Annotated in this window: 13 protein-coding genes; 3 read left to right on the top strand and 10 right to left on the bottom strand. The window is 55.4% G+C overall.

The annotated features are described in order from the left end of the window. Positions 1–422: 422 nt before the first annotated feature. The 3 genes from Pan97_RS16745 (at position 423) to Pan97_RS16735 (ending at position 5,140) form a co-directional block, all read left to right on the top strand. Positions 423–1,364, top strand: coding sequence for an AAA family ATPase (locus tag Pan97_RS16745; protein ID WP_144974497.1), 942 nt, complete (start codon positions 423–425; stop codon positions 1,362–1,364). A 66-nt stretch (positions 1,365–1,430) separates the two neighbouring features. Continuing rightward, positions 1,431–2,678, top strand: a complete 1,248-nt coding sequence (locus Pan97_RS16740) for a DUF58 domain-containing protein (RefSeq protein WP_144974495.1) — start codon at positions 1,431–1,433, stop codon at positions 2,676–2,678. Then, positions 2,675–5,140 carry a transglutaminase TgpA family protein gene (locus Pan97_RS16735; protein WP_144974493.1) on the top strand — a complete coding sequence of 822 codons (2,466 nt, stop codon included), beginning with the start codon at positions 2,675–2,677 and terminating at the stop codon, positions 5,138–5,140. The genes Pan97_RS16740 and Pan97_RS16735 overlap by 4 nt, the downstream gene beginning before the upstream one ends. On the opposite strand, the gene ychF is transcribed toward Pan97_RS16735, so the two are convergent. From ychF to Pan97_RS16685, 10 genes are all read right to left on the bottom strand, one after another. Next, a complete protein-coding gene (gene ychF, locus Pan97_RS16730; protein WP_144974491.1) occupies positions 5,130–6,221 on the bottom strand; it encodes a redox-regulated ATPase YchF in 1,092 nt (363 codons plus the stop codon). The genes Pan97_RS16735 and ychF overlap by 11 nt on opposite strands. Before the next feature lie 198 nt (positions 6,222–6,419). Further along, entirely contained in the window at positions 6,420–12,227 is a 5,808-nt protein-coding gene (locus Pan97_RS16725) for a hypothetical protein (RefSeq protein WP_144974489.1), read from the bottom strand. Between the two features lie 141 nt (positions 12,228–12,368). Continuing rightward, positions 12,369–13,841, bottom strand: coding sequence for a type IV pilus modification PilV family protein (locus Pan97_RS16720; protein WP_144974487.1), 1,473 nt, complete (start codon positions 13,839–13,841; stop codon positions 12,369–12,371). 3 nt (positions 13,842–13,844) lie between these two features. Continuing rightward, positions 13,845–15,041, bottom strand: coding sequence for a prepilin-type N-terminal cleavage/methylation domain-containing protein (locus tag Pan97_RS16715; protein WP_144974485.1), 1,197 nt, complete (start codon positions 15,039–15,041; stop codon positions 13,845–13,847). Next, on the bottom strand, positions 15,038–16,027 hold the full coding sequence (locus Pan97_RS16710) for a type II secretion system protein (protein WP_144974482.1): 990 nt from the start codon (positions 16,025–16,027) through the stop codon (positions 15,038–15,040). The genes Pan97_RS16715 and Pan97_RS16710 overlap by 4 nt, the downstream gene beginning before the upstream one ends. 13 nt (positions 16,028–16,040) lie before the next feature. Continuing rightward, entirely contained in the window at positions 16,041–16,982 is a 942-nt protein-coding gene (locus tag Pan97_RS16705; RefSeq protein ID WP_144974481.1) for a type II secretion system protein, read from the bottom strand. 161 nt (positions 16,983–17,143) lie between these two features. After that, a complete protein-coding gene (locus tag Pan97_RS16700) occupies positions 17,144–18,535 on the bottom strand; it encodes a type II secretion system F family protein (protein ID WP_144974479.1) in 1,392 nt (463 codons plus the stop codon). Positions 18,536–18,607: 72 nt separating this feature from the next. Beyond that, positions 18,608–20,332, bottom strand: a complete 1,725-nt coding sequence (locus tag Pan97_RS16695; protein ID WP_144974477.1) for a GspE/PulE family protein — start codon at positions 20,330–20,332, stop codon at positions 18,608–18,610. Positions 20,333–20,392: 60 nt separating this feature from the next. Further along, complete coding sequence (locus Pan97_RS16690; protein ID WP_144974475.1) at positions 20,393–21,493, bottom strand: type IV pilus twitching motility protein PilT; 1,101 nt, start codon at positions 21,491–21,493, stop codon at positions 20,393–20,395. A 346-nt stretch (positions 21,494–21,839) separates the two neighbouring features. Continuing rightward, a complete protein-coding gene (locus Pan97_RS16685; protein WP_144974473.1) occupies positions 21,840–23,564 on the bottom strand; it encodes a GspE/PulE family protein in 1,725 nt (574 codons plus the stop codon). Positions 23,565–23,751 lie beyond the last annotated feature (187 nt).

Raw genomic sequence — 23,751 nt, 5'->3', positions numbered from 1 at the left:
CATGGAATGTCCGCTGAAAAAATCCTAAGTCTCTGTCGATAGGCGGTTTAGGATGCACGGCTGCTTGTAAGTCAAAACCATAGAGAATGTTTCCGAAAATCAACGTTGTTTCGCGGCGGCAACATCGATGGGGCAATCTGCGGGTCGGCGACAACTGATTTTGCGTGCGGTAGTAACACTTGAAACTTTGCGGGGTTACAAACGGTAATGCGGTCAATCATGAGAATCTTTTCGGAGACTCTCGTTCTGAAACGAATCTCGGAACACTACTTTTCCACATTGATTCGCTATAATGAGGCAGCTCAGACGAATGGTGACGTGTCGAACCCATTGGACACCTCGTCAGCGTTCGTCGGGTTCGCCCACCACGAAGCGACACCGATGAATGATTAGTGAAGATCCGCACGCTCAAGGGATGTTGAATGCCAGCCGAGCTCTTAAGTCTCGTATCCGAGTTGGAAGCGAATATCAATCAGGTTGTGGTAGGGAAACCCGAGGTCGTGCGGAAATGTCTCGTGGCTCTACTCGCGGGCGAGCACATCCTGCTTGAGGACGTTCCGGGCGTTGGCAAGACCTTGGTTGGTAAGGCGCTTGCCCGTAGCGTATCCGGCCATTTCTGCCGATTACAATTCACACCCGATCTCTTGCCGAGCGATATCGTCGGCTCGAATATTTTCAACTCGAAGACGAACGAGTTCGTATTCCACTCGGGGCCGATATTCTCGAACATCGTGATTGCGGATGAAATCAATCGTTCGTCTCCACGAACGCAAAGTGCTTTGCTGGAAGCGATGAGTGATCGCCAGGTTTCGATTGATGGCGATACCCACAACCTGCCACGCCCCTTTATGGTGATCGCCACGCAAAACCCGTTCGAGTTCGAGGGTACCTATCCGCTTCCCGAAAGCCAGTTGGATCGTTTCTTGATGCGGATCTCGATGGGCTACCCCGACCGTGCCGCCGAACGCACGATTTTGGAATCGCACCGTATTGGCGAACCCGTGGAAGAGCTATCGCCGGTGGTGACGTGTGATCAGATCGCACAACTGCAGGATTCGGTGCGAAAGATCGAAGTCAGTGAGACCATCAGCGAATACTTGTTGGACATCATTGACGGTACTCGAACCAGTGATGACCTGGAGGTTGGGGCAAGTACCCGAGCCGGTCTCAGTCTGTTTCGGGCTGCCCAGAGCCATGCGTTGTTAGACGGTCGCGAATACGTCGTTCCAGACGACGTGAAGCATCTTGCCGTATCGGTGCTTGCTCACCGGGTGATCCCAAAAGGATTTCTCCATGCCGGGCAGCGAGAAGCGGTCGAATCGATGGTCGGCCGGATTGTGGAAGAGATTTCGATACCTGTGTAAGGATGTTCGGGCCGTTGATTCTCGCGGTCGATCGCATCCACACTGAAAGGACTAAGCAGCAGGCTTATGTCGGAAGCCGGTTCGAGGATGTTCTCATGGTTTCGCTTGCGTGGTGTCTCCATTACGCAAGAAGGAACATACTATTTTCTGGTATTCATCTTCATTCTGGCCGGGGCGATCGTCCGTAGCAACATCCAGTTGCTGATGATCTTGGCCTGCATGTTGTTGGGCCCTTTGCTGTTCAATTTATGGGTTGTTACAAGCAGTCTGCGCAACTTGAAGTTCTCGCGACGGGTTCCTTCGCTGCTTTCGTGTGACGACCCATTTTTCGTCGAACTTACCGCGAAGAATGGGGGGCGTCATGCCACGTACGCGGTTGTTATCGAAGACAAGCTTATGCAAGTCGAAGGGTACGACCCGGAGCCTGCTCAGGAAGTAGACGTCTTCTTTGCCAAGATCGGCAACAAGGACGAAGCGGCCATCTCGTACAAAGCGGTCATTCGCAAACGGGGTAAGTACCAACTGGGGCCCCTTTCGGCAACGACCGCATTTCCGCTGGGGCTGATGCGGAGCACGCGCTTGGACACGCTGGTTACCACCATCGTCGTCATGCCCCGTCTAGGACAGATGACGCCGGCCTGGCGAAGGATGATCCAGCAGGAGAAGTCCGGCTTCGCCTCGTCACGTCGTCAGCATGGTTTGCTGGAGGGGGACTTTTACGGCCTGCGAGAATGGCGAAACGGAGACCCCAAACAGTGGATCCATTGGCGTAGCAGCGCCAAGCAGGGAGAACTGGTCGTCCGGCAATTCGAGAAGCAGAACCAGCAGGACTTCGTGTTGATCGTTGATGCGTGGCTACCCGAAACGCCAACCGACGAAGACAAAGATCGTGCCGAACGCATTATCAGCATGGCTGCTACGGCGGTTCGCGAGTTGGCCGTCGTCGGGGGATGCCAACTACAGCTGATCAGTTGCGGTGAGTCGACCGAGAGCATCGTCGGGAACGTCTCGCAGGCATTCGTCGTTCAAGCGATGCATGATTTGGCTGTTCTGGTACCTACTGACGAGCATGACATCGGGTCGACGATGGCCAACTGTTTACGAACTTCTCGGCCAGGGTCACGCGTGATTCTTCTTACCACACGTAAGACCGATTTGTCAGATACGGAAGTCTTTGCCCCTGTCTGGAACGACGCAAAGCTGCGTAGTGAACTCGGACGAGTGAAAACGGTCTCGGCGGGACGGGGAGACGATGCCATGTTCTTTCACATGCCAACCCCGCGAAACACCAGGAAAACGGAGAGCTTGTCATGAAAGTAGAGCGGCTTCTCCAAATTAGCGTTGCCTTGTTGGCAGCCCTTGGTTCTCTCTTTCTCGCATTCGGACAAGGCGGTAACTCCGCGCTGCCTCTCTTGGCGACCATCGGTGCATTCCTGTCGGTTTACCTGACCGATATCAAGGGATGGATTACGCTGAATCGAAATCTGGCGAACTTCGCGGCGCTGATCGCAGTGGTGTTTTCTTTTTTCGACTTTTGGGACGATGGGAGTTCCAAGCTGGTTGCGATCGCGAAGCTGCTCATTTACCTGCAAGTCGTTTTGCTGTTCCAGCCGAAAACGACCCGCGTCTACTGGCATTTAGCGGTCTTAAGCCTGCTGCAAGTGGTGGTGGCTGCTGCGCTTGACTTTGGGGTTACGTTCGGCCTGATGCTGATTCCCTATATGTTCACCGCGCTCACGACGCTTTGTCTGTTCTTTGTTTATCGCGAGACGCTGCGCGTTGATCCAGAACTCAAAGCGGCTCACGATGCCGTCGAGAATCGCCCGTTGTTTTCCTTTATGGCCAAGAAGCCGGTCGAGTCGAATGACTCCACGGTTGTTTCCGCGCCGGTGATTTCGCTATCAGGACAACTGCCGGGCAACCTGGCTTCTGTCTTCTCGAGCGGTAAGATGTTTGCCCAAGTTTTGAAAATGGGCTTCTTCACGCTTTGTGCTACGGTTGTGTTGTTCTATTGCTTCCCGCGATTTGATCAGGGGCAATTGTCACAGTCTTTCGGTGGTGAATTTGGAGCCACGACGGGATTTAAAGACCAGATCTCGCTGAACGATATGGGGCATATCCTTCAAAGCGATCGATTCGTGATGCGGGTTAGACTGTCGGATTTAAACACCGGAACAATTATTGACACGGAATACGAGCCTTACTTCCGCGGAACGTCTCTCAGCACTTACTTTCCTAATAGCAAGACGTGGATTGTAGGCAACCTGAAGAACTATCAGGTTAGCGAACTGAAGCCTCCGCCGTTAAAGACGAACCTGGTTCGTCAGCAAATAGCTACGAATCAATCGATTCATTTCGATCGAACCAACGAAGGCGTGCTGCTGTTCAGTATTTATCCAGCTTATTCGTCACTGAACACGGCTCGCGACATCGTGGACAATCAAACGCTCGGTATCGTCTCGATGGCAACCGACGCGCAGGCCCAGGTTCGGCAGCCGGATCAATACGAAATGCTGGTTCCCTGGAATCCCTTTGGTGCGGATGCCGACCTAATCCCTTGCCGTCATCCACTCAGAGATCGCCAGTTCCATCACTACGTTCAAAACGATTTGACGCAGGTACCGCTCGATAAGGAGTTTGCCGATACGCTGTTTCATGGTTTGACGGAGACGGCCGACGAATTGGTAGCCGATATTCCCGTTAATGGGGACGAAAAGCCAACCCAATTCGCAATTGCCCAGCGTATGGAGCGCCACTTCGTGCTGGACGGCAACTATACCTATTCGTTGCATGTACCTGTGCATATGAAGAACACCCGTTTGGATCCCATCGAAGACTTCGTGGTGAATCACCGAACAGGGCACTGCGAGTTCTTTGCGAGTGCCTTGGCCATCATGCTGCGAACGCAGAAGATTCCTGCTCGGGTTGTCGTGGGCTACAAAGGGGGCGAGTTCAACTCGGTCGGCGGTTACTACGCCGTCAAGCAGAAGCACGCGCATGCGTGGGTCGAGTGTTTTCTTAGTCCCGACAATCTTCCTGTTGGGATTTCCAAAGAAGATTACCCCAATGGGGCCTGGCTGCGGCTGGATCCTACGCCTGCGTCACGTCCTTCACCGAACAGAAAGGATAGTGGTACCATCTTCGACACCTTCCTAGATTGGTTTGACTACGTCGAACTGGCCTGGCGTGACTATGTGGTGGGCATGAATAGCGAGCGCCAAGAGAAGGACATCTATAAACCCCTGACCGATAACCTGGTCAAGCCATTTGAAGGCTGGGTCAGCCGCGAGCAGTGGTCTAAGTTTTTCCGCGACAGCCTGGCCTCGATGGGCATTCACATGAGTGATGAATGGTTTAGCGGATTTGCATCGATCTTTACGATGCTAGTATTGCTCTTGTTAGTGGTGATCTTCGAGCTGATACGGACCCTCTTCCGACGCTATTGGACGAGCATCAAACGCTTGTTCTTGCGGTGGTTCCCAAGTAAGTCGCACCGCACGGGCTTCTATTTCAAGGTTGAGAAGCTACTTTCTAAAGCTGGGTGGCAGCGGAAAGAATCAGATACGCCGCGCGAGTTTATTACATCGGTTATCGCCGATTGCAAGACTCGTGGGATTGCCAGTGAGATGCTTTCCCCGCTGTCCGATCTTACCGATTGGTACTATCAGATCCGCTACGGCAGCAAAGATCTGGCGCCAGCTCAGCAAGACGCCATCAGCGAACATCTGCTGCTGATCGAGCAGCAGACGCTCGCCATGCGAAAGATTAAACGTTAAACAGGAAGTGAACGATGTCCCCATCCTTCATGACGTAGCTCTTGCCTTCGACGCGCAGCTTACCAGCTTCGCGAATCGCCTTTTCACTCTTGTACGTTTCCAGATCTTCTAGCGAATAGCATTCTGCCCGTATGAAGCCCCGTTCGAAGTCAGAGTGAATCACGCCGGCAGCTTGCGGTGCCGTCGCTCCAATTGGAATCGTCCAGGCTCGAACTTCTTTCTCACCGGCGGTGAAATAACTTTGCAGGCCAAGAAGCTTGTAGGCTGCCCGGGCGACAACCGCTAAAGCTGGTTCGTCCAGGCCAACGCTTTCGAGCATCTCTTTTCGATCGTAGTCGTCCAGTTCGCTCAGTTCCGACTCGATCTTGGCACATACGGGGACCACTTCTCCCCCTTCGGCCGCGGCCCGTGCACGAACTCGATCGACCACTTCTCCTTCGCCGGTCAGGTTGTCTTCGTCAACATTGGCCAGATAAAGAACGCTTTTGGCAGTCAGCAGCCCGTAGTTACGCACGATATTGAACATTTCAGGATCGTGCCAATCCGCCGAACGCAGAGGCTTACCTTCGGCGAGCAGGGTCTGGCATTGATTTAGAATCTCGACCTTGGCCTTGGCGTCCTTATCACCGGAACGGGCCGTTCGGGCGGCCTTGTCACGAGCCGATTCCACCGTTTGCAGGTCGGCCAGCATCAACTCGGTATCGATTGTTTCGATGTCGCGAATCGGGTCGACACTTCCGTCCACGTGGATAACGTTGGGCTCTTGAAAACAGCGGACGACATGTATGATGGCGTCGACCTCACGGATATGGGACAGGAACTTATTGCCCAGGCCTTCCCCTTCGGAAGCGCCCCGCACGATGCCAGCGATATCGACTAGGCGCAAAATGGCGGGAATCACCTTCTGGGTCTTGATGAAGCTCTGAATCACATCCAAGCGAGGATCTGGGACAGATACAATCCCCACGTTCGGTTCGATCGTACAGAAAGGGTAATTTTCGCTGGCGATGCCCGCAGCAGTTAACGCGTTGAATAGGGTCGATTTACCGACATTCGGCAGCCCGACGATTCCGGCTTCCATGAACTCTCGCTTGATTTGGCAAAAGATTCGCTTTTCGAGGCACTTTCGACGGGAACGTGCCTGCTAGACGTGGGATCCAAACCGGTGATTTTAACCGAAATGAAAAAGGCGACTAGTCGTCATGACCGGTCGCCTTCGCGTGGTGTTCAGATTAAGCCCCGCTCCTTTAGGCAGGAGAAGGGCCAAAGTGCCGATCGCTTACTCGATGAATCGCTTCAGCATGATCGTATCTTCGACGTTCAAGTCCTCGCCCGGGACATAACCGACCGGGATCGAGCGGTCGATGATGTAGAATGCACGGTGACGATTGATTTCGCCGGTGTCATTCCCAAGTTCCTCGGCCAGACGCCAGCCATCTGGGTGTGTCGGGCTGACCGCGACCGGTTCGACCTCGAAGTAGCCAATTGTGATCCAGACGGCAAAGACGTTTGACTGGGTACCAGCAATGTTGCCAAGACGCTGATAGGCCTGGTAGCGAAGCATTGGGTTGTCGTCGGTGCGGTAGTGCCGCATCTTGTCGTTGCCGAGGCTGCCATCTGCCAAGCGCAGATCGAACAGCGGTGTTCGATCTGCTTGGGACGAGGCATTTCGATCGACCGAGCGAAGAAGACCGGCTTCTTCTGGCGGAACGAGTAGCTTCTTATCCCCACCATGCAGCACCGGCATCATTTCGGCCGCGGCAGCAGGTCGGAAAGGATTCGAGAAGCCAGACGGGTAGGATGTATCATAACTACCCGTGTAACCGCGGCGGCTCTGCTTGAACTCATCCCAGGTTGCAAAATTGAAGTCCGTGCTTTGCCAGAAGGTCGGATCGAAGATCGAATCGTAGACCGCTTGGGATGGAATCGTATTCAGGTTGATCTTGCCTGGCTCGCGGAATTCGGATTGGCGGTTGAAGGGGAACATGTACCCCAACCGAGCATCCTCGGTCTTCGTGCTAAGGTTGCGAAGATCACCGGAAGTAGGATTAAACTGCGTGATGTCAAACCACTTGTTGGTGCCGTTGAACCGCGAAGGGACGTGTACGAAGTCGAACAGACGAACCAGTTGCATCGCCTTGTCGTCGTTGGCCGGAGGCGTTGCTGGATTCAGTCCATCGGTTTTGGTGCCGTGGAAGAAATTGAACAGGTACGCGTACGGTGCCAGTTGAACGGCAAGATTGTCGCCGTTGGTTGAGCCAGAATCGAAGTGGAAAGGTGTATCTGCGGTATTCGTATCGTTCTTGCGAGCGCCCGAATACTCGAACAGCAACCGTTGGGGCGAACTGGTTGGCACCATCATCAGATCGTATTTGCTGACATAAGGTGCGTTGGGCCAGTTGAGGTAAGACAGCGGGTTATTTTCGCAGTCGAATGCGGTACCCACTGTGTATGGATTAGGCTGGCGGCCACTTTCCAATGGAAGGGGGCTGTACTGATAGGCGGAGTTCACTGCAATCGCCGACTTGATCTGAGCACCCAGGTTGTGATTGACATACCCCATGGTATGCACCAGCTTACGGCCAAAGTGTTCGTCGGTAGCAGGGGCACCAGCGACTAGCGTCGTATCGACCGGAGCTGGGTGAATGGGAGGCGTCTGGTTGTATTCCTGGATCATATTGGAAAGATCTGTGGCGAGCGTACCGGTGATCTGCTTAATCCGCTTAAGCGTTCCCAGGTAGTTTCCGCTGGAATAGCTCGGTGTGGCCGATGAACCTTCCAGTTCGGCGATGGGTGGGTTATTGGCATGGTTATTGTCATCTCGACGTCCCTTTTCGCGGCTAGCGAAATAGACGTCATTGGAGCCACGGGCATGGTCGCCATCCGTATCTCCAGATTCATCGGGATCCCAGTCATCTTGGTTTGGGGCGCCGGCGTAGGTGGCGGAATGGATCTGGTAACTGTCCTCGCCGTTGAAGACGGTGATGTCGATGCCGAGGTGATCGACCGTGATGTAGGGATTCAACGCGGCATTGTGGTTGGACAAAGGGTTGGCCAGCCGCTGCAAAATGGCGGTCTTGTAATCCTTGATGACCGCGGTGTCTCCCTTGTCGCTCTTGTCGGGGTGAGTACCTGTATCGTGGAGTGCTGCACTTAGGCTAAGTGGGTAACCACGTCCACCGTCCGAATCGAACGGGGTGTCCGGGCACGTCACCGTAGGAGCGGCCAAAGGGTCGTCGCCATCGGTGTACAGGTCGTAGATCACCAAATTCGGAGCCAGGTTCTCAACGGTGGGCTCAGGGTAGTAACTAGTGTCCGGTAGCGGTTCTGTGACGCTGAGCCCAATCCCAGTGGGGAGACCATCGGGATCGTAGGCATTGGCATAGCTGGTCGGCAGGGCAGCCGTTACGGCGAAGTCGGTGTCACTAGCCCGGCGTAGTCCGCTGGGGGACTGGGTATTGTTGAACGTGTAGATGCCCTCGGTGTTACCCGAGAGAACGATCGACTGCGAACCCGGTTCGTTCACCCACTGATTCGCCGGATCCGTTCCGTTGCCTTGGAAAGGCTTCGATCCCAGGTAGGTCGTCTTACGCGGACCGATGATCGAGTAACCATCAGGCGCGATTCGCAACGAACTACTGCCACGATAGTAGAACGTCTTGGTCGGTTCGGCGATGGTGGTTGCCGGAGCGGTCGTAGGATTGCAGAACCAGATGATTCGTTCGATATCGTAGTTCTCGTCTGGCGTGCCATCTCCATCCAACATGGCAAAGTATGCGGGGTCGGTCGTATCGGTGATCAAAGTACGAGGCTGAAAATTGATCGTGTCGGGACGCGAGGCGATCTCGTCAAGGATATTGGTGCGAGCCGCCGGAGAAGTATCCAACTCATCATTGGTGATGACGATCCGCCAAACAGGATCACCGCCAGGCGTCTTGGCATCGAGCTTAAGCCCGCTGCTGTCATAAAGTTCAGGCGGAAGGTAATTGTTGTTTGTGGTCAGGTTGCGGGGATTATACAACTCGATGAAGAGCGAGCCTTGCGGGATACGGTACTGGTCCAGGTCAGGATCTTCCATCATCATGCTGGACTTACGCGTCTTTTCCGAGCGAGCGCTATCGTCCCAGGCCGTGTCCTTCGTGCGGCGATCGTGGAAGGCGAGCGTTTCCGAAAGCACCAGTTCCGGAGCTTCGGCTCCCCAAACAACACGGCGGAACGCAACGTCTTCCGTCGTCGACAAATTGCCATCGACGTTCCACGGATCATCGTTCGTGCCGTCATCATCCTTGAATGGATTGAGGTCGTATTCAAATGGAGTCATCACCGCATCGCGATCACGGAAGTCAACCACGTTGATTGCCCACTGGGCAATACGGCGTTGAGTCAACTCTCGTTTCTGGGTATCCGTCAGACTGGGGTCGATGGTTGGCAAGTGGTAGTCCGGTTCCATCAGCAGCAGAACCATCACGTAAAGGTAACGAGCCATCAACTGACGCGACGCACTATACGAAGTCGGGTTGGTTGCGTTGATCGGAGTCGGCAGGGTGGGGGACTTGCACCCGACGCCGGTCGTTCCGTTCAGCCAGTTCACAAACTGTGAATTCGGTGAGTTTGCGGCCGAGGTGCCGTACTTCGTCTGGAAGGTAATGTCGGCGACTCGCTGCAGTTCGAAGATGTCGTCGGTGCCGTTGCCATCCGCGGGGGCTTCCAGCAGTCGATTCAAATCGAACGGTTCACCCCGGAAGATCTCAGGCGGAAGCAGTTGGTAGATCTTTTCCTTGAACAACTTTTTGTCTGCTGCCGTTGTTGGGTCCCAACTGTTGTCTTGACGCAAACGTTCCTGCAGCAGCGTAACCAGGGTTGGAGCAGGGCGACGAGACAAGTAGCTCTTGCCATCAAACATCATGTTCTGCGGCGTGCCGGACATGTTGTTGGCTTCATCCCGTAAGTCGAAAGGAATGTCGACACGGTTGGCCGTGGGTACCTGGAAGCTGGCCGTGGTGATCAATCGGCGACGAGTTTGTGCCTCAACGGTAGACGTTGGTGTCGTCGAGTTTTGGGTTAGTGACAGCTGGGCCAGGTCCATCAAGCGGTCGTCCGACTGCGCGACTGTGCTTGAGTCGTATTCTTCATAGCGCAGAACGCGTTCCAGTTCCTGGTAGGTGAACGGCGTGTCGTAGCGATAACCGTGGATCGGGTCGAATTCGTACGGGTCATCCGTTCGTTGGCCAAAGCTGCCTGGCGTGGGCTGCGAGGTCAGTGCGCTACCGTCGACACGCGGTTGGAAACGGGGTCGCCCAGCGTAGTCGATGTACATCCGCCCCAGCCCCAGGCGATCAGGCGGAGTGCCGAACCGGTTGTTGGTCGTCGTGTTGAATGCGTCGGCCAGCCCAACGTTGTCCATGCGGCTACGCACGTCGTCCGTCGCGTCTTGGCCTGGCGTACCGGTGGTCGAGGTGAAGCTCGTTTGGCCTTTGTAGCGCGCATCCATCAAGTCGAACGCGTTTTGAGCCGTGAAGATCTGACGCAAACTCACTTCAGCAGGACCATAGCCGCTGCCCAGGGCAAGTTGCATGTCTTTGGGCTCGTAGGCCATTCCCATCGAGTCGAGATCCCACGAGGGAGAGAACTGATTGTGCTTATTGGTCATGCCGGAAGACGCTTGCAGTAATGTCGTCGCGTCGGTGGGCGTGCCCGATGGTGGGAACGTACCCTCGAACGATGCGAACTGCGAGTAGAATCCGTGCGTGTTCACATTGATCAGCCCGTCCAGGTCTTTCACCATGATGGCGGCCAGCGGCCGGTAGCGGCGACCTTGACGATCAGTTTTCAGAGGCAGACCGACGTCGATCCAAATACTGTCGGCAATGCCGTCCAGGTCGTTGTCGATGTCCCAGCGGGCGTTTGAGGCTGTACCCAGAATGTCATAGTTCGCGTTGCTGCCGGTGAAATTTGGATGGTCGGTCTTGCTGGGGCGAAGCGTGAACTTACGGCGGAACGCCCAGGCGGCATCACGCTGGGCCTGGGTTGGTGCGCTCATCCAACTGCTTGTGTCGAGATCCGGGTTTTGCATGAACGCGTCCGGATCGTCAAACATCCCCACGGTCATGGAGTTCGCGGCGATGTACTGCCGGAACCAATAACGAACCAGATCAGGGCGATGGAACGAGGGCAAAATGTCGGCCGTGACCGTGGTGCGGCCACCGTCGACATAGGCCAAAAACATATTCTGGACGTCTGGGGCATCGTACGGTTCGTCCGCCCCACCAGCCTCAATTGAAACGGCGCCTGCTCGGCCATCGGGGAAGTTGTACAGGATATTGGGGAGCAGCGCGACCGGGTCGCTGCCACTGAGAAGGCTAAGCGTACGCTTGTTGCTACCAGTTGGGGCGGTTGGGTCAAAGCCCAGGCCGGTACCGTTGAATGGAGGGTCGTTCACGACGAAGCCGTCGCCATCGACGGGGGCGATGCCGCCATCACCATTCGAGTCGACCAGGTTTTCGCGGGGTACGATTGGATCCTGGTCGATGACAAAGACCACCCCGTCCTGGGTCACGGTCCCCATCATGTCCGTCTGGAACTTCATGCGGTAATGCAGAATGCGATGCGACTGCCCCTTCAACTCACCAGAGGTGAATGTCAGGACCGAGCCGGTGTAGTACTGTTCAATGCGGAAGAGATTGGAAGGCACGACGTTTTCGTCAACTTCAATCTCCCAAAACTGAGTGATGTCGTTGGAAGAGGAATCCTTGGGGCGATCGATGTCAATCTGGGCGGCCGTACCGCTGATGACCACTGACTGATTGCCCCACATATCACGGAGGATCTCGTGCGACAGAATCGAACTGGCCGTGCCGGGGCGGGGGCCACGCAGCAATTGCATCATCACGGCATCGGCTTCGTTAGGAGCCTCGCCAGATTGGCGGTTGCTTTCCAGGTTGGCCTGGGCGCCGGTGTTGAAGGCCAACGCCGACACGACGAAGGTCAGTCCGACCAGCGCGAAGAGGACCAGAATGCTGAGAACCACCAGTAGCAAGGCACCGCGGCGCGGCTGCTTGGTTTTCATGAAGTTCTGGGTGCGTTTCATAAGTCGTCTATCCTTGCTCACTCAAAAGGAAACCAGCCCCCGCAAAGTTTCCGAGTTTGCTTTCTATGTCAGGCTCGGCCTGGCTCGCCGAGTTTTAGGTTTGGCTATAAATGGGAACAGGAATCGTGATGAGTTGCCTGATCACGGAGACCAGGGTGTTTGCGTTTCCAATCGAACCCGCTTCGAGTACACGCCCACGACGCCGTCGACAATGATCGCATGGGTGGGAACGCTCAGCAGCGTACCAGCGGTACCGTCGGCGTCAGTTTCTTCCACCGGCCAGTCGGGACCGTTGATCGTCAAGCGACGACTGTAGTTGCCACTGCCATCGGGAACCACGTCATCGACCATGACGACTTTATACCATTGGTAAATATCGCCACGCGGATAACGTGAGTTGGTTCGCGTGGGTGGCATCCCAGGGAAGATGCGACGTGATGGTAGACGCCGTGCCAAGCAAATCCAATCTCCGTTGCTAATCTTCAGTGTTTGGTCTTCAGCTTGTTCGAGCGTGCCGCCTTCTTGAAAGATCGTGACTTCTCCGGTCGAGAAACCGCCACTGCCGAAGAAATCGGTCACTCGTAAAACGCGTTCGTTGGTGTATTCGAGCGATTCGGGGTCGGATGTGTCTTCGCCATCCACCGCACCGGATGGAGTCGTGGTGGTATCCCCATCCGGAATCAGGCCCAGTCGGTTACGCATGATGATCACGTGAGCCGTGTATTCGTCGGTTGCCTTGGCCTCGACGATGCTTCGTAAATCTGCACGAACGGCGGTCGTGACCGTGGAATCGATATGGTTGTAATTGATCGGAGGATTCAGCCAGTTTTCGTAGGGACGGGTGACGGTGTTGCTCAACGAACCGCGGCACTCATAGGTCTCGGTTGGTTCGGGAACCAGCATCACCATCCAGCTGTATTCCCCTAAGGCCTGCCGTCGAACTCCGCTTCCGCCACGCTGATAAAAACGCTGGAATGAGGAGAGGTCGCCATCATCTGGGCGTTCGAAGGCGAGGTCGTCGTTCGACTGAAAAGCAAACTTAGACTGAGCAAGCGACAAGCCAACACCCGATGAGCGCTCGACGCCGAGACGCCACATTCGAATCAACTTGTCGCCATCGGAACCTACACCATTGATGAGGGTCGACCCATTCCAGGTCGTGGTCATGTTGGCGTCGGTATAGGCATCGGGAGTCGTTGAACTGTCGTTACGGGCAAACGTCGTCGGATACGGAAAGTAACGTCTTGAGGGATGAACGGCTGTCCCGCCGAAGAAAGTTGGGTCAATTAAGTAAGGCTGACGAACCAGCATGGCCGGTTGTGTTTCAGTCATGAACGCAAGGGTTTGTTCGCCGGAGGGGGTCGTCGTTTGCGTGACCCAGTTGTTCGGATTGAACACGCCGCGGGCACGGGCTTCGTGGAAGGCACGCGGACCCAGGCTGGCGATCCGGTCGGCGCGAACGCCCCGCTCGGTCAGGTGGGTCCCCAGCGGAATCAGCGCGACCAGGCCTAAGATGCCCAGGCTGACCACCATGGTGGACATCATCACCTCGATCAGCGTAACGCCGAGATGCACGCGGTGATGAATCATCTTGGGATGTGGCAAACGAAACATAAGTTAGTTATCCCCTTGTCCCTGAACGATCAGAACGCTACGGGCAAAGTCGCGCGATTCGGCCAGGATGGCCTGATTCTTTTCCGACTGCGACAGCGTCGTAAACGTGCCGCTGTTGAGGAACGAATTCTGAATCAACTTGTTCCGCGTGGTTGTGATTTGCCCTGTCAGGAAGTTCACCGATACCCACATGGCCGTGGCATCGGCAAGATTAGTGTTCAAATCAGTATTGGATGGAGTGAGGTAGTCTTCGTAGTTCACCCCGCCAGCCATCGGAACGACGGTTACTTCGTTGATTCCATCGGTACCCATCACGTCGAGCGCGTCGACGGCATAGTCGTACTTGCCAACCAACATGTGCAGGTTGCCTGCTGGGATTCCCCAGGTGCTTCCGTTGACCGAAACACGGTCGACATTCCCGCGCGGGCTGAACAAGAACCGAATCGAGTTGTTGGATCCAGCGACCCAGTTAGCGAACTCATTGCCGACGTTGCCGATGCCTGAGCATGTCAGATCGATGCACATATCGGTCGGCAGTTGAAGCGGAGTCGTACTGGTACGGCCCGGTTGCAGGTAGATCTGAAAGGGGACGAACTGTCCCGTGTAAAACACCTCGCGATTGTCTGCCGGCAGCGTGACCCGAAGTCGGAATGGAGTTGCTGGCATGCCGCTAGAGTGCATGGTTATCACTTCCGCGGGGTATTTCGGTCCCCGATAATTCAAGCGAATTTCCACAATATCGCCTGCGCTTAATAGCGTAGAAGCCGATGTCGCCACTCGATTGCTCGGGTCATCAATCAGGTCGATTTGCGTGAGTGACGGTGAGTCGACGTAAAGCCCTGCGGAAACCGTATCGCCAGCATAGGGGGGCGGGGTTTCGATGGTATACATCAGCAGCGAGGCGTTCCCGATCCCGGTATCCGTGCCAGAGGTAAAGTCACCGCTGTCATCGACATCAGTCAGGTTACGAACGATCTCAATCCCCACACGACGATTGACTTGCTGTGCTTTGGCTTGGGCTGCCGCGATGTAAGCGTTCACCTGGCGAGCCGCTTCCCGCTGTTTCTTGCCACGCGTACCGGTTTTGACCGCCGTGGCGGCGATGCCCAGCAGAATGGCAAGCACACCCAGCACGACGAGCAACTCCACAATCGTCATGCCGTGGCGAACTTCGCGGTGGTTTCGCTTGTATAAGCTCATTGACTATTCCCCGCGATCACGAGTACATGATTGGTGATGTTGTCGAGTTCTTCGCCCGAAGTGTCGGCGATCTGCCCAACTCGTTGCGGAGGCGTTCCGGAGACCTCCATGTAAGGATTGTTGGGAGGTGTCGTTGTGCTGTAATCCTGGCCAATATCCACTTGAATGTTGTAAAGCCCGTCGGGACCAGCAGAAAAAATCAACGGATAAAGTGGAAAGTGTGCGTATTCGATTCGAGGCGACGTGGATGTCGTCGTGCGGCCACCGCGAACTCCGAGAGGATCGAACGGATCGGGTGACGTGTTGTCCATCAATTGGGACAACCCATTGCGGCGTTCACCCGATGTCGAGGTAGCGATTTCCGGATACCCGAAGGGCCATCGGATGAACAGAATCGGTTGTCCCCACCCGTCCAGAATCTCCGGCACTCCATCATCGTCGGTATCGCCAATTTCCGATGGCTTGAAGAAATCAAGTCCGTTCGTCTCGCCACTCTGGATCGATGCCAGAATCATGTAGAGACATTCGGAACTTTCATGGTCACTTGTCCAAATCGATTGGGCTGCCGTGAAATTCGCAGCGCCGGTCGCATTGGTCACCGCTCGCTGATAGCGAAGCTGCAACGCAGGAGTGCTGTTCAGCGAAACGGGAGCATCAATGACGTCGGACATGCGGTCCGGCATCTCGATACGCATCATTTCGCGAATCCGATCCACCCGAGCCGTTTGCCGGGCCCGGACATTTCCCGATTTGCTGGCTTGCACTCGGCGATACCGATATTCTTCCCACCGCGGCATCAGCAGCTCGTGGATTTTTTGGACCTGGCTGCGAGTGCGGTTGGCGCGGGCCTGTTCGGCGGCCGATGAGAGGCCGACCAAAACCAGGCTGCTCAGCATCGCGAGCACTCCCATCACGACCAGCAGTTCCACCAGGGTGAACGCGGGACGCGTCAGGCGTATTGCGAATTGTCTTGCCGTAATTGGCATCGGAAAATTCCTCTTACAAATCGGTGTCGCTCTCGAGCGTAGCGGCCTCGCCGAAGTTCACGATGTTGTCGAAGTCTTCCAGCGAGTAGGCAACGCTGGTCGAGGCGACGCTTTGCGTTGTGCCGGATGGGTACATCTTCATTTCGTCGGGGTCGGTGTAGCTGCCGAAATGGCCATCGAGCCCGGCACAGATCAGCTGAAACTTGCCATCTTCGGCCCAGGCAAAATCGCCGTTGGCGTTGATCGTGCCGTAGGGGCGGGCGATGCCGTCGGCCAGGCCGGGATCGCTGGTGAAGTCGTATTCGGCGACGTTTGTTCCGTCGTCGTAAGTCTTCGCGTTGAAGTAGACGTATTCCGCTTCAGTAAATTTCGGATGATACGACCACCAGCCATCGTCGTCTTCGTCGGTCAGGCGAGTTTCATCAAACTCAAAAATTGGCGTGCGTTCGCCGGTGCCGGTGATCGGGTTTTCGACGTCGGGGCTGAAACCCATCAGAAACAAGACGTAGGCTTCGGTCGGGTCGAGCGCGGCGAAGTTGTACGCGTCGGTGTCCATGGCCCCGTCCCAGGCACCATCACGAATGATGCCGGTGTCTTCTGCAATCTGCTTGATGTAATCGCGCCCCGTCGAGGTGCTGGTATCAAAAACGTCCGTCCCGCTATTTCGTTGAGGGAAGATCTTTTGCAGGTGTCGATTCAACGCGGTCGTACGCTGGGTCGCAGTGAGGACGATGGTGTTGCCATCTGGCGGGTAAGCACCATTATCTTGCTTATAGAGGTCGAGTGCCTGGGCAATGTTGGCGACTTCAACTTTCATTGCCGCATTCTGTGCCGCGACAACGGCGGTTCGGATGCCGACCAGGGCGAGACCTGCCAGAATGCCGATGATGGTGATGACCACCAGCAATTCGACGAGGGTAAAGCCACGATGGCATGCGCGTGGACGGGATGTCATGGTAGACCTTTCCTAGTACGAAGCGGAGCTTCGCCTCTGTGTTGGTAAATGGACTGACGCTACGGCGCCGGTCTGGTTGTTGGATGTCAAGATGTTGGATTCCCAGTCATGGCGTCCCGAAACCCCTGAAACCGGGACGCCGTGTGAGTCGCCGGATATCCTTAACTCAGGTTCTGAATCAAGTCGACCAGCGGAAGGAACAGTGCGATCACGATGAACCCGACGGAAAAGCCGAGGAACACGATCAGCAGCGGTTCCATGATTTTGGTGAGCGAGTCGGTGAGAACCTTGACGTCTTCGTCGTAGGTATCGGCCACCTTGTACAACATGGTGTCGAGTTCACCCGTCTCTTCCCCCACGTCGATCATGTTGGTAACAAACAGTTCCACCATTCGTCGCCGCAGCGTGAGGAAGTACCAGCCGGCCCCAACCGCACCGGCCACGCCGACTGCCTGCCAGGCAAACGGCTGCATCGCGGGAATGAAAAAGAATGAAATGAAGGGGGCTACCGGGAAGATAACCCACAGGAAAAGCGCGATCGGATGGAAGGGTGCTCGGCAGTTCTCTTCCATCGGTTTAAAAATCGATTCACCCTCTTTCACCGATTCCGAAACGTTGTGATACATCCGCTCGAACATGGCGTTGCCGCTCGTGTCACGGGCGATGTTCAGGCATTCCAGAATCGGAACACCGGACGAAATCAGCGTGCCTAGCGTACGCGTGGTACGGGCAAGGACGTTCTTCTCGACCAGGCCGCCGAAGATGGGGATGTTCAGGAAGAACAAGTCCCAGCCCATGCGGCCATGTTTGAATTTGCGGAGTAATTTAACGAACAGGAACACGGCCACCGGAATCAGCGGGATGCAGTACCAGTAGTTGACCACACCGTTACTGATGGTGATCAGCAGCTCGGTCATGGCCGGCAGATCTAACTCGAATTCCTCGAAGATCTGACGGAACGTCGGCACGATCTTGATCATGATGAACGTCAAGATACCGACGGCGACCGTGATCACCACGCACGGATAGATCATCGCACCTTGCACCTTGCGGCGAAGGTCGGCGTCGCGTTCCATGAAGTCGGCCAGACGCATCAGAATGACTTCCAACGCACCGCCCGCTTCACCAGCACGAATCATGTTCACGTATAGGCGATTGAAGCACTTGGGGCACTTGGCCATCGCTTCGGAAAGGCCGGCACCTGATTCGATGTCTTCGCAGACGTCCATCAAGCTGTTTTTGAGTCGGCCTGGCTTGGCTTGTTGTTCGAGAATTTTCAGGCTTCGCAGAATCGGCAGACCGGCGTTCTGCAGAATAGCCAACTGACGCGTAAACGTGGTCAATTGACGATGGCTGACGCCGCCGATGGCGAAGCCGCGGTTGGCCTTTTTCCCCTGGGCCTTCTTTTCTCGCGATTTCTTTTCGTTGATGCGAGTAACGAAGTAGCCCATCTGCCGAATAGTAGCCTGGGCATCGTCTTCGGTTGGGGCCTCGATGACGTCGCGGATCTCCTGACCTTGAGCGTCCATCGCTTCAAATTGATAGGTTGGCATGGCTACGTCCGGCTCTTGCTATTGGGGTCAAATTTGGGTGTACGTTGATTGCTGGCCAGCAATATTTGTGCGTTAATCGACGACCGTTTCGCGAAGCACTTCGTCCAGGGTGGTTAGCCCGTCAAAGGCAAGTTGAAGCCCGGCATCGCGCAGGGGCGTCATGCCAAACTTCCTGGCTTCGTCTCGCAATTCGTCGGTGGAGGTATTTTGCATGATCAACGAGCGAAGCTCATCGTTCATGATCATGAGTTCAAAAATGCCAATACGGCCTTTGTATCCGGTTCCGTTGCAGTTTTCGCAGCCGGTTCCCTTGAAGAACTTTCGCCCTGCCAGCTCTTCTTCTTTCATTTCCAAAAGGAAGATGGCATCCTTCGAGGGCTCGTGTTCCTGACGGCATTGGCTGCAAACACGGCGGACCAGACGCTGGGCCAAAATGGCTTCGACGGTCGCCGTGATCATGAACGTGGGGATCCCCATGTCCTTAAGTCGCGTGATCGTGGAGGGGGCGTCGTTGGTGTGCAGCGTGCTGAACACCAAGTGCCCGGTGAGGGAGGCCTGAATGGCGATTTCGCCGGTCTCCAGGTCACGAATCTCACCCACGAGAATCACGTCGGGGTCTTGTCGCAAAATGGCTCGCAGGCAGTTGGCAAAAGTATTGCCGATGTCTGGATCGATGGGAATTTGGATGATGCCGTCGATGTCGTACTCGACCGGGTCTTCGGTCGTGATCAACTTTTCGCTGACTGAGTTAAGTTCGCTCAGCGCCGAATAAAGGGTCGTGGTCTTGCCTGAGCCAGTCGGGCCGGTCACCAACACGATTCCGTTCGGCTTGTGCATCACCTGACGGAATTCCTTCAGGGTTTCGTCCCCCATTCCCACTTTCTCGATGTTGAGCGAAACCACGCTACGGTCTAGGAGCCGCATAACAACGCTCTCGCCAAACATGGTCGGCAGCACGCTCACGCGAAGGTCGACCGGGTGACCACCCACCGTCAATTCGATACGACCGTCCTGCGGCATACGACGTTCGGCGATGTCGAGGTTGGCCATCACTTTGATACGCGTCGTGATCGCGAAGGCCAAGTGGCGCGGCGGTGGAACCATTTCAAAGAGAACGCCGTCCGCTTTGATGCGGATACGGAACTCTTCTTCGAAGGGCTCGAAGTGGATATCGCTCGCATGGTCCTTGATGGCCATCAAGAGCACCATGTTCAACAGCTTGCGAACCGGGGCGCTATCGGCGAGGGCTTCGGCATCGGTAATATCGATCGGGCCGTCCCCTTCCAGGGCCGCGGCCGCTTTGGCAAGGTCGTTGTCATCTTCCAGGTCGCGGACGAGACCTTCGAAGCTCTCGGAATCTTCCGAGTAGTATCGATCCAGCGTCTTTTGAATATCGCGTTCAGTCGAAACGACTGTTTTGACTTCGTAACCCAAAAACTGCCGCAATTCGTCTTGCGTCGACAGGTTCTGTGGTTCACAGGTTGCCACCGTCAAGCGGTTGAGATCTTCCTCGTACGAAACCGGGATGACCTTGTATAACTGAGCCATCGGCTCGGTGATACGGCGGAGCAGGTCCGGGGCAATCGAAACGTCGTCGAGACTGATCACCTGCATGTGCAGTTGTTCGGCTAGCGCCTGAGCCAACTGGTCGTCGGTAATCAGATTCATATCCTCGGCGATCTTGCCGAGGGGCTGATGTTCGGCCTGGGCTTCTTGCTCTTCCAGCAGCAGTACGAGTTGCTCGTCGCTGATGAAGCCAAGGTCGACCAGAATCTGTCCAAGTCGGCGAACTGCCATGAAATCGTCTCGTTGTCCGTCAGGTAGTAAAAAGGAAAAGGAGAGAGGAGAAGCGGTTGATTACGCAGCACCTTCTCGATCGTCGACATTTCCGCGTCGGGCGTCGGCGATACGCTTTGCCAGGTCATTGGGGTTTTGGGCTTTAGCCAGCGCGTCTTCCATGGTGATGCGGTCGGCCCGCCAGTGATTAAAAAGGGAGTCGTCCATCAGAATCATCCCGTGCTTCGAGCCGGTCTGAATCATCGATGGAATACGGAATGTTTTGTTTTCACGAATCAGGTTGGAAATACCGGAGGTGACGTTCAAAAGCTCGTAAGCAGCACAGCGTCCACCGCCGATCTTGGGGCACAGCGTTTGAGCGAGCACGCCCAAGAGGGCCGAACCTAACTGCGTACGGATCTGATCCTGCTGACCGGAGGGGAACACGTCGATGATACGATCGACGGTACCTGCCGCACTGTTGGTATGCAGCGTCCCGAACACCACGTGCCCGGTTTCCGCCGCGGAAATAGCAGCCTCAATGGTTTCCAGGTCACGCATTTCACCCACGAGGATCACGTCGGGGTCCTGGCGCAACGCACGACGAATGGCTTCCGAGAACGAAGGGACGTCAACGCCGATTTCGCGCTGATTGACCGTCGACTTTTTGTGGTAGTGATAAAATTCGATCGGGTCTTCGATCGTGATGATATGGTGGTCGACGGTTTCGTTGAGGTGGTTGATCACGGATGCCAACGTGGTCGACTTACCAGAACCCGTCGGACCGGTAACCAGGAACAAGCCGCGCGGCCGATGGCAAAGCTCGAGGACTTTTGCCGGCAGGCCCAGCTGTTCGGGGGTGAGCATGTCATTGGGAATCTGCCGCAACACCATCGAGATGTTTCCGCGCTGACGGAAAATCGACACGCGGAAACGGGCCAGGTCGGAGAACGCGAAACCAAAGTCGGAACCCCCCGATTCCTGGAGCTCTCGTTGACAGCGTTCGGGCGTAATACTCTTCATCAGCGAAACGGTATCGTCTGGTTCCAGCGATTTCGTATCGAGCTGTCGCATGCGACCGTGCAAACGAAACACCGGCGGCTGACCCACCGTGATATGGATATCGCTTGCGCCCTGCTTCACAGCAGCCTGCAACAACTTGTCAATAAGAATCGTCGCCATTGGCTCCCTTTACCGCTGAAGGATTTACCACCTTGGCGGGGCATCATGAATGAGCCCTGCTGAGGAAGAAGATCCAGCCTCTTTCGGATCGCGGTCGCTGAGATGATGTCTGTTTCGGGCATCGCCCATCCGAGGCGAACGCGTAAACTCCCAGTGTGCCGACCCGACCGTGAACTGCTGATGAATTTAGGTTGAAAAGCGTTGGAAAAGCTGTCCCGATGGCAGAATTGTTGGGGCCTGCGATCGAAGACTCAAATAAGTCGTATCATTTTCGCGTTGACACACCTAACGTGCGTAAACGCTTGTTTCTTCTTGGTTTGCTGTTTCAGCGGACGTGAAAGAACTACTAAGCCTTCTCGACCACCTTGGCCACGCGGAAGACTTCTTCCAATGTGGTCTTGCCCAGCATGGCCTTTTTCACCCCGTCGTCAAACAGGGTGTCCATGCCGGTAGCAATGGCCGCCTTGCGAATATCCTGCGTTGCAGCCCCTTGGAATGCCAGCTCTCTAAGTCGTGCGTTCATAGGCATTAACTCGAAAATACCCATACGTCCCTTGTAACCACTTCGCTGGCAGTTACCACATCCGCGACCCTTCATGAAGGTCGCTCCTTCGGCCATCTCAGGCGTGATCCCGGCAGCCTCCAGGGATTCCTTGGTAGGCTTGATCGGGGCCTTGCATTTCTCGCAGATCACCCGGACCAGGCGCTGTGCCAGCACTCCAATAATTGTACTGGAAACGAGATAAGAGGGAACACCCATGTCGATCAAACGTGTAATGGCACCGGGCGCATCGTTCGTGTGTAGTGTACTGAAAACCAAGTGTCCAGTTAGTGAGGCTTGAATCCCCATGGAAGCTGTTTCACTATCGCGCATTTCACCGACGAGGATGATATTGGGTGCCTGACGCAGCATTGCCTTAATAATCTTCGCAAAATCGAGCCCAATACTGTGACGTACCTGGGTCTGGTTGATGCCTGGCAGGTAGTATTCGACGGGGTCTTCGGCGGTGATGATTTTGGTGTCAGGCCGGTTAAGTTCGTTGAGGGCCGCATAAAGGGTGGTCGTCTTCCCCGAACCGGTGGGGCCGGTTACCAGCACGATCCCATTGGGACGCTTGATGAGGTTGTTGAACTTGACGAAGTTTGAGTCCGAAAGACCCAGCTGGCGAATCCCCACCTTGATACTGTCTTTATCCAGAATCCGCATCACGATCGATTGTCCGTGATTGGTGGGGATCACGCTCACGCGGAGGTCGATGGTCTTGGTGCCGACATCGGCCTTGATACGTCCGTCCTGACAGCGACGCCGCTCGGCGATGTCGATACCCCCCAAAATCTTTAGACGGGAAAGGATCGCCCCTAGCATACGTCTGGGGGGGCTGTCACGTTCGATTAAACGGCCGTCGATGCGATAGCGAATGCGAACTCGATCTTCAAAGGGTTCGACGTGAATGTCGGATGCTCGCAGCTGAACCGCTTCGTTGATCATCAGTTGGACCAGCCGAACCACGGGAGCGCTCGTCTCGTCGATCGTTTCTTCGCCGGCCATCGTCATGGTGTCTTGTTCCATGGTGTCGGTGAAGTCGATCGCCGTATCGGTGAATTCCTGCAGCATCGTATCTGCGGATTCACCTTCCTGTTGACCGTAGTATCGGTTGATCGATTCGAGGATGTTTTCGCGCGGGGCAAGCGCGATTTCGACCTTACGATTGAGAATGAATCGGAGCTTGTCGATCGTTTCCAGGTCGAGAGGGTCGGCGATGATAACCTTCAGGGCACCATCGTCTTCGGCCATCGGCATCACCACATTTTCACGGGCGACCGATTCCGGCACCAATTCGACGGCCGACATGGGGATCCGGACTTCGTCCAGGTCAATGAACTCAAGGCCGTGCTCTTCCGCGACCGCTCGCATTACGTCGTTGGCGCCGACATAACCAGAGCGGATCAGCGCCTCGGGAACCGGGATTCCCTGGGCATCGGCCATGGTTTCGGCCTCGCGCAATTGGTCAGGACCAACAAGGCCGCGTCGAATCAGAATGTCCGCAAAATTTCCCAGGGTTCCAGCCAAAGCGCTATCCTCCGAGCGGAATAGAGATAGGGAGTTGTGATCTAGAGAAAAAAGATAAGTGCATACTAAGCCTACCATGAGGCCGAGAATGCCGTTAAGCCTTTTGTGCGTGAAATTTACGTCTATCTACGCAATCTTATCATCCTTAAAGCCAAGGGGCTTCGTCAAGCTCCTGCTCTTCTAGGGG

The sequence above is a fragment of the Bremerella volcania genome, from assembly GCF_007748115.1.
Taxonomy (GTDB): Bacteria; Planctomycetota; Planctomycetia; order Pirellulales; family Pirellulaceae; genus Bremerella; species Bremerella volcania.
Note: the sequence above shows the minus strand (reverse complement) of the source record. Positions and strands in the feature narration are given on the sequence as shown.

Excerpts from the sequence above, each read along its gene's own strand:
- Pan97_RS16745 (WP_144974497.1), top strand. The coding sequence starts at position 423 with ATGCCAGCCGAGCTCTTAAGTCTCGTATCCGAGTTGGAAGCGAATATC.
- Pan97_RS16740 (WP_144974495.1), top strand. The coding sequence starts at position 1,431 with ATGTCGGAAGCCGGTTCGAGGATGTTCTCATGGTTTCGCTTGCGTGGT.
- Pan97_RS16735 (WP_144974493.1), top strand. The coding sequence starts at position 2,675 with ATGAAAGTAGAGCGGCTTCTCCAAATTAGCGTTGCCTTGTTGGCAGCC.
- ychF (WP_144974491.1), bottom strand. The coding sequence starts at position 6,221 with ATGGAAGCCGGAATCGTCGGGCTGCCGAATGTCGGTAAATCGACCCTA.
- Pan97_RS16725 (WP_144974489.1), bottom strand. The coding sequence starts at position 12,227 with ATGAAACGCACCCAGAACTTCATGAAAACCAAGCAGCCGCGCCGCGGT.
- Pan97_RS16720 (WP_144974487.1), bottom strand. The coding sequence starts at position 13,841 with ATGTTTCGTTTGCCACATCCCAAGATGATTCATCACCGCGTGCATCTC.
- Pan97_RS16715 (WP_144974485.1), bottom strand. The coding sequence starts at position 15,041 with ATGAGCTTATACAAGCGAAACCACCGCGAAGTTCGCCACGGCATGACG.
- Pan97_RS16710 (WP_144974482.1), bottom strand. The coding sequence starts at position 16,027 with ATGCCAATTACGGCAAGACAATTCGCAATACGCCTGACGCGTCCCGCG.
- Pan97_RS16705 (WP_144974481.1), bottom strand. The coding sequence starts at position 16,982 with ATGACATCCCGTCCACGCGCATGCCATCGTGGCTTTACCCTCGTCGAA.
- Pan97_RS16700 (WP_144974479.1), bottom strand. The coding sequence starts at position 18,535 with ATGCCAACCTATCAATTTGAAGCGATGGACGCTCAAGGTCAGGAGATC.
- Pan97_RS16695 (WP_144974477.1), bottom strand. The coding sequence starts at position 20,332 with ATGGCAGTTCGCCGACTTGGACAGATTCTGGTCGACCTTGGCTTCATC.
- Pan97_RS16690 (WP_144974475.1), bottom strand. The coding sequence starts at position 21,493 with ATGGCGACGATTCTTATTGACAAGTTGTTGCAGGCTGCTGTGAAGCAG.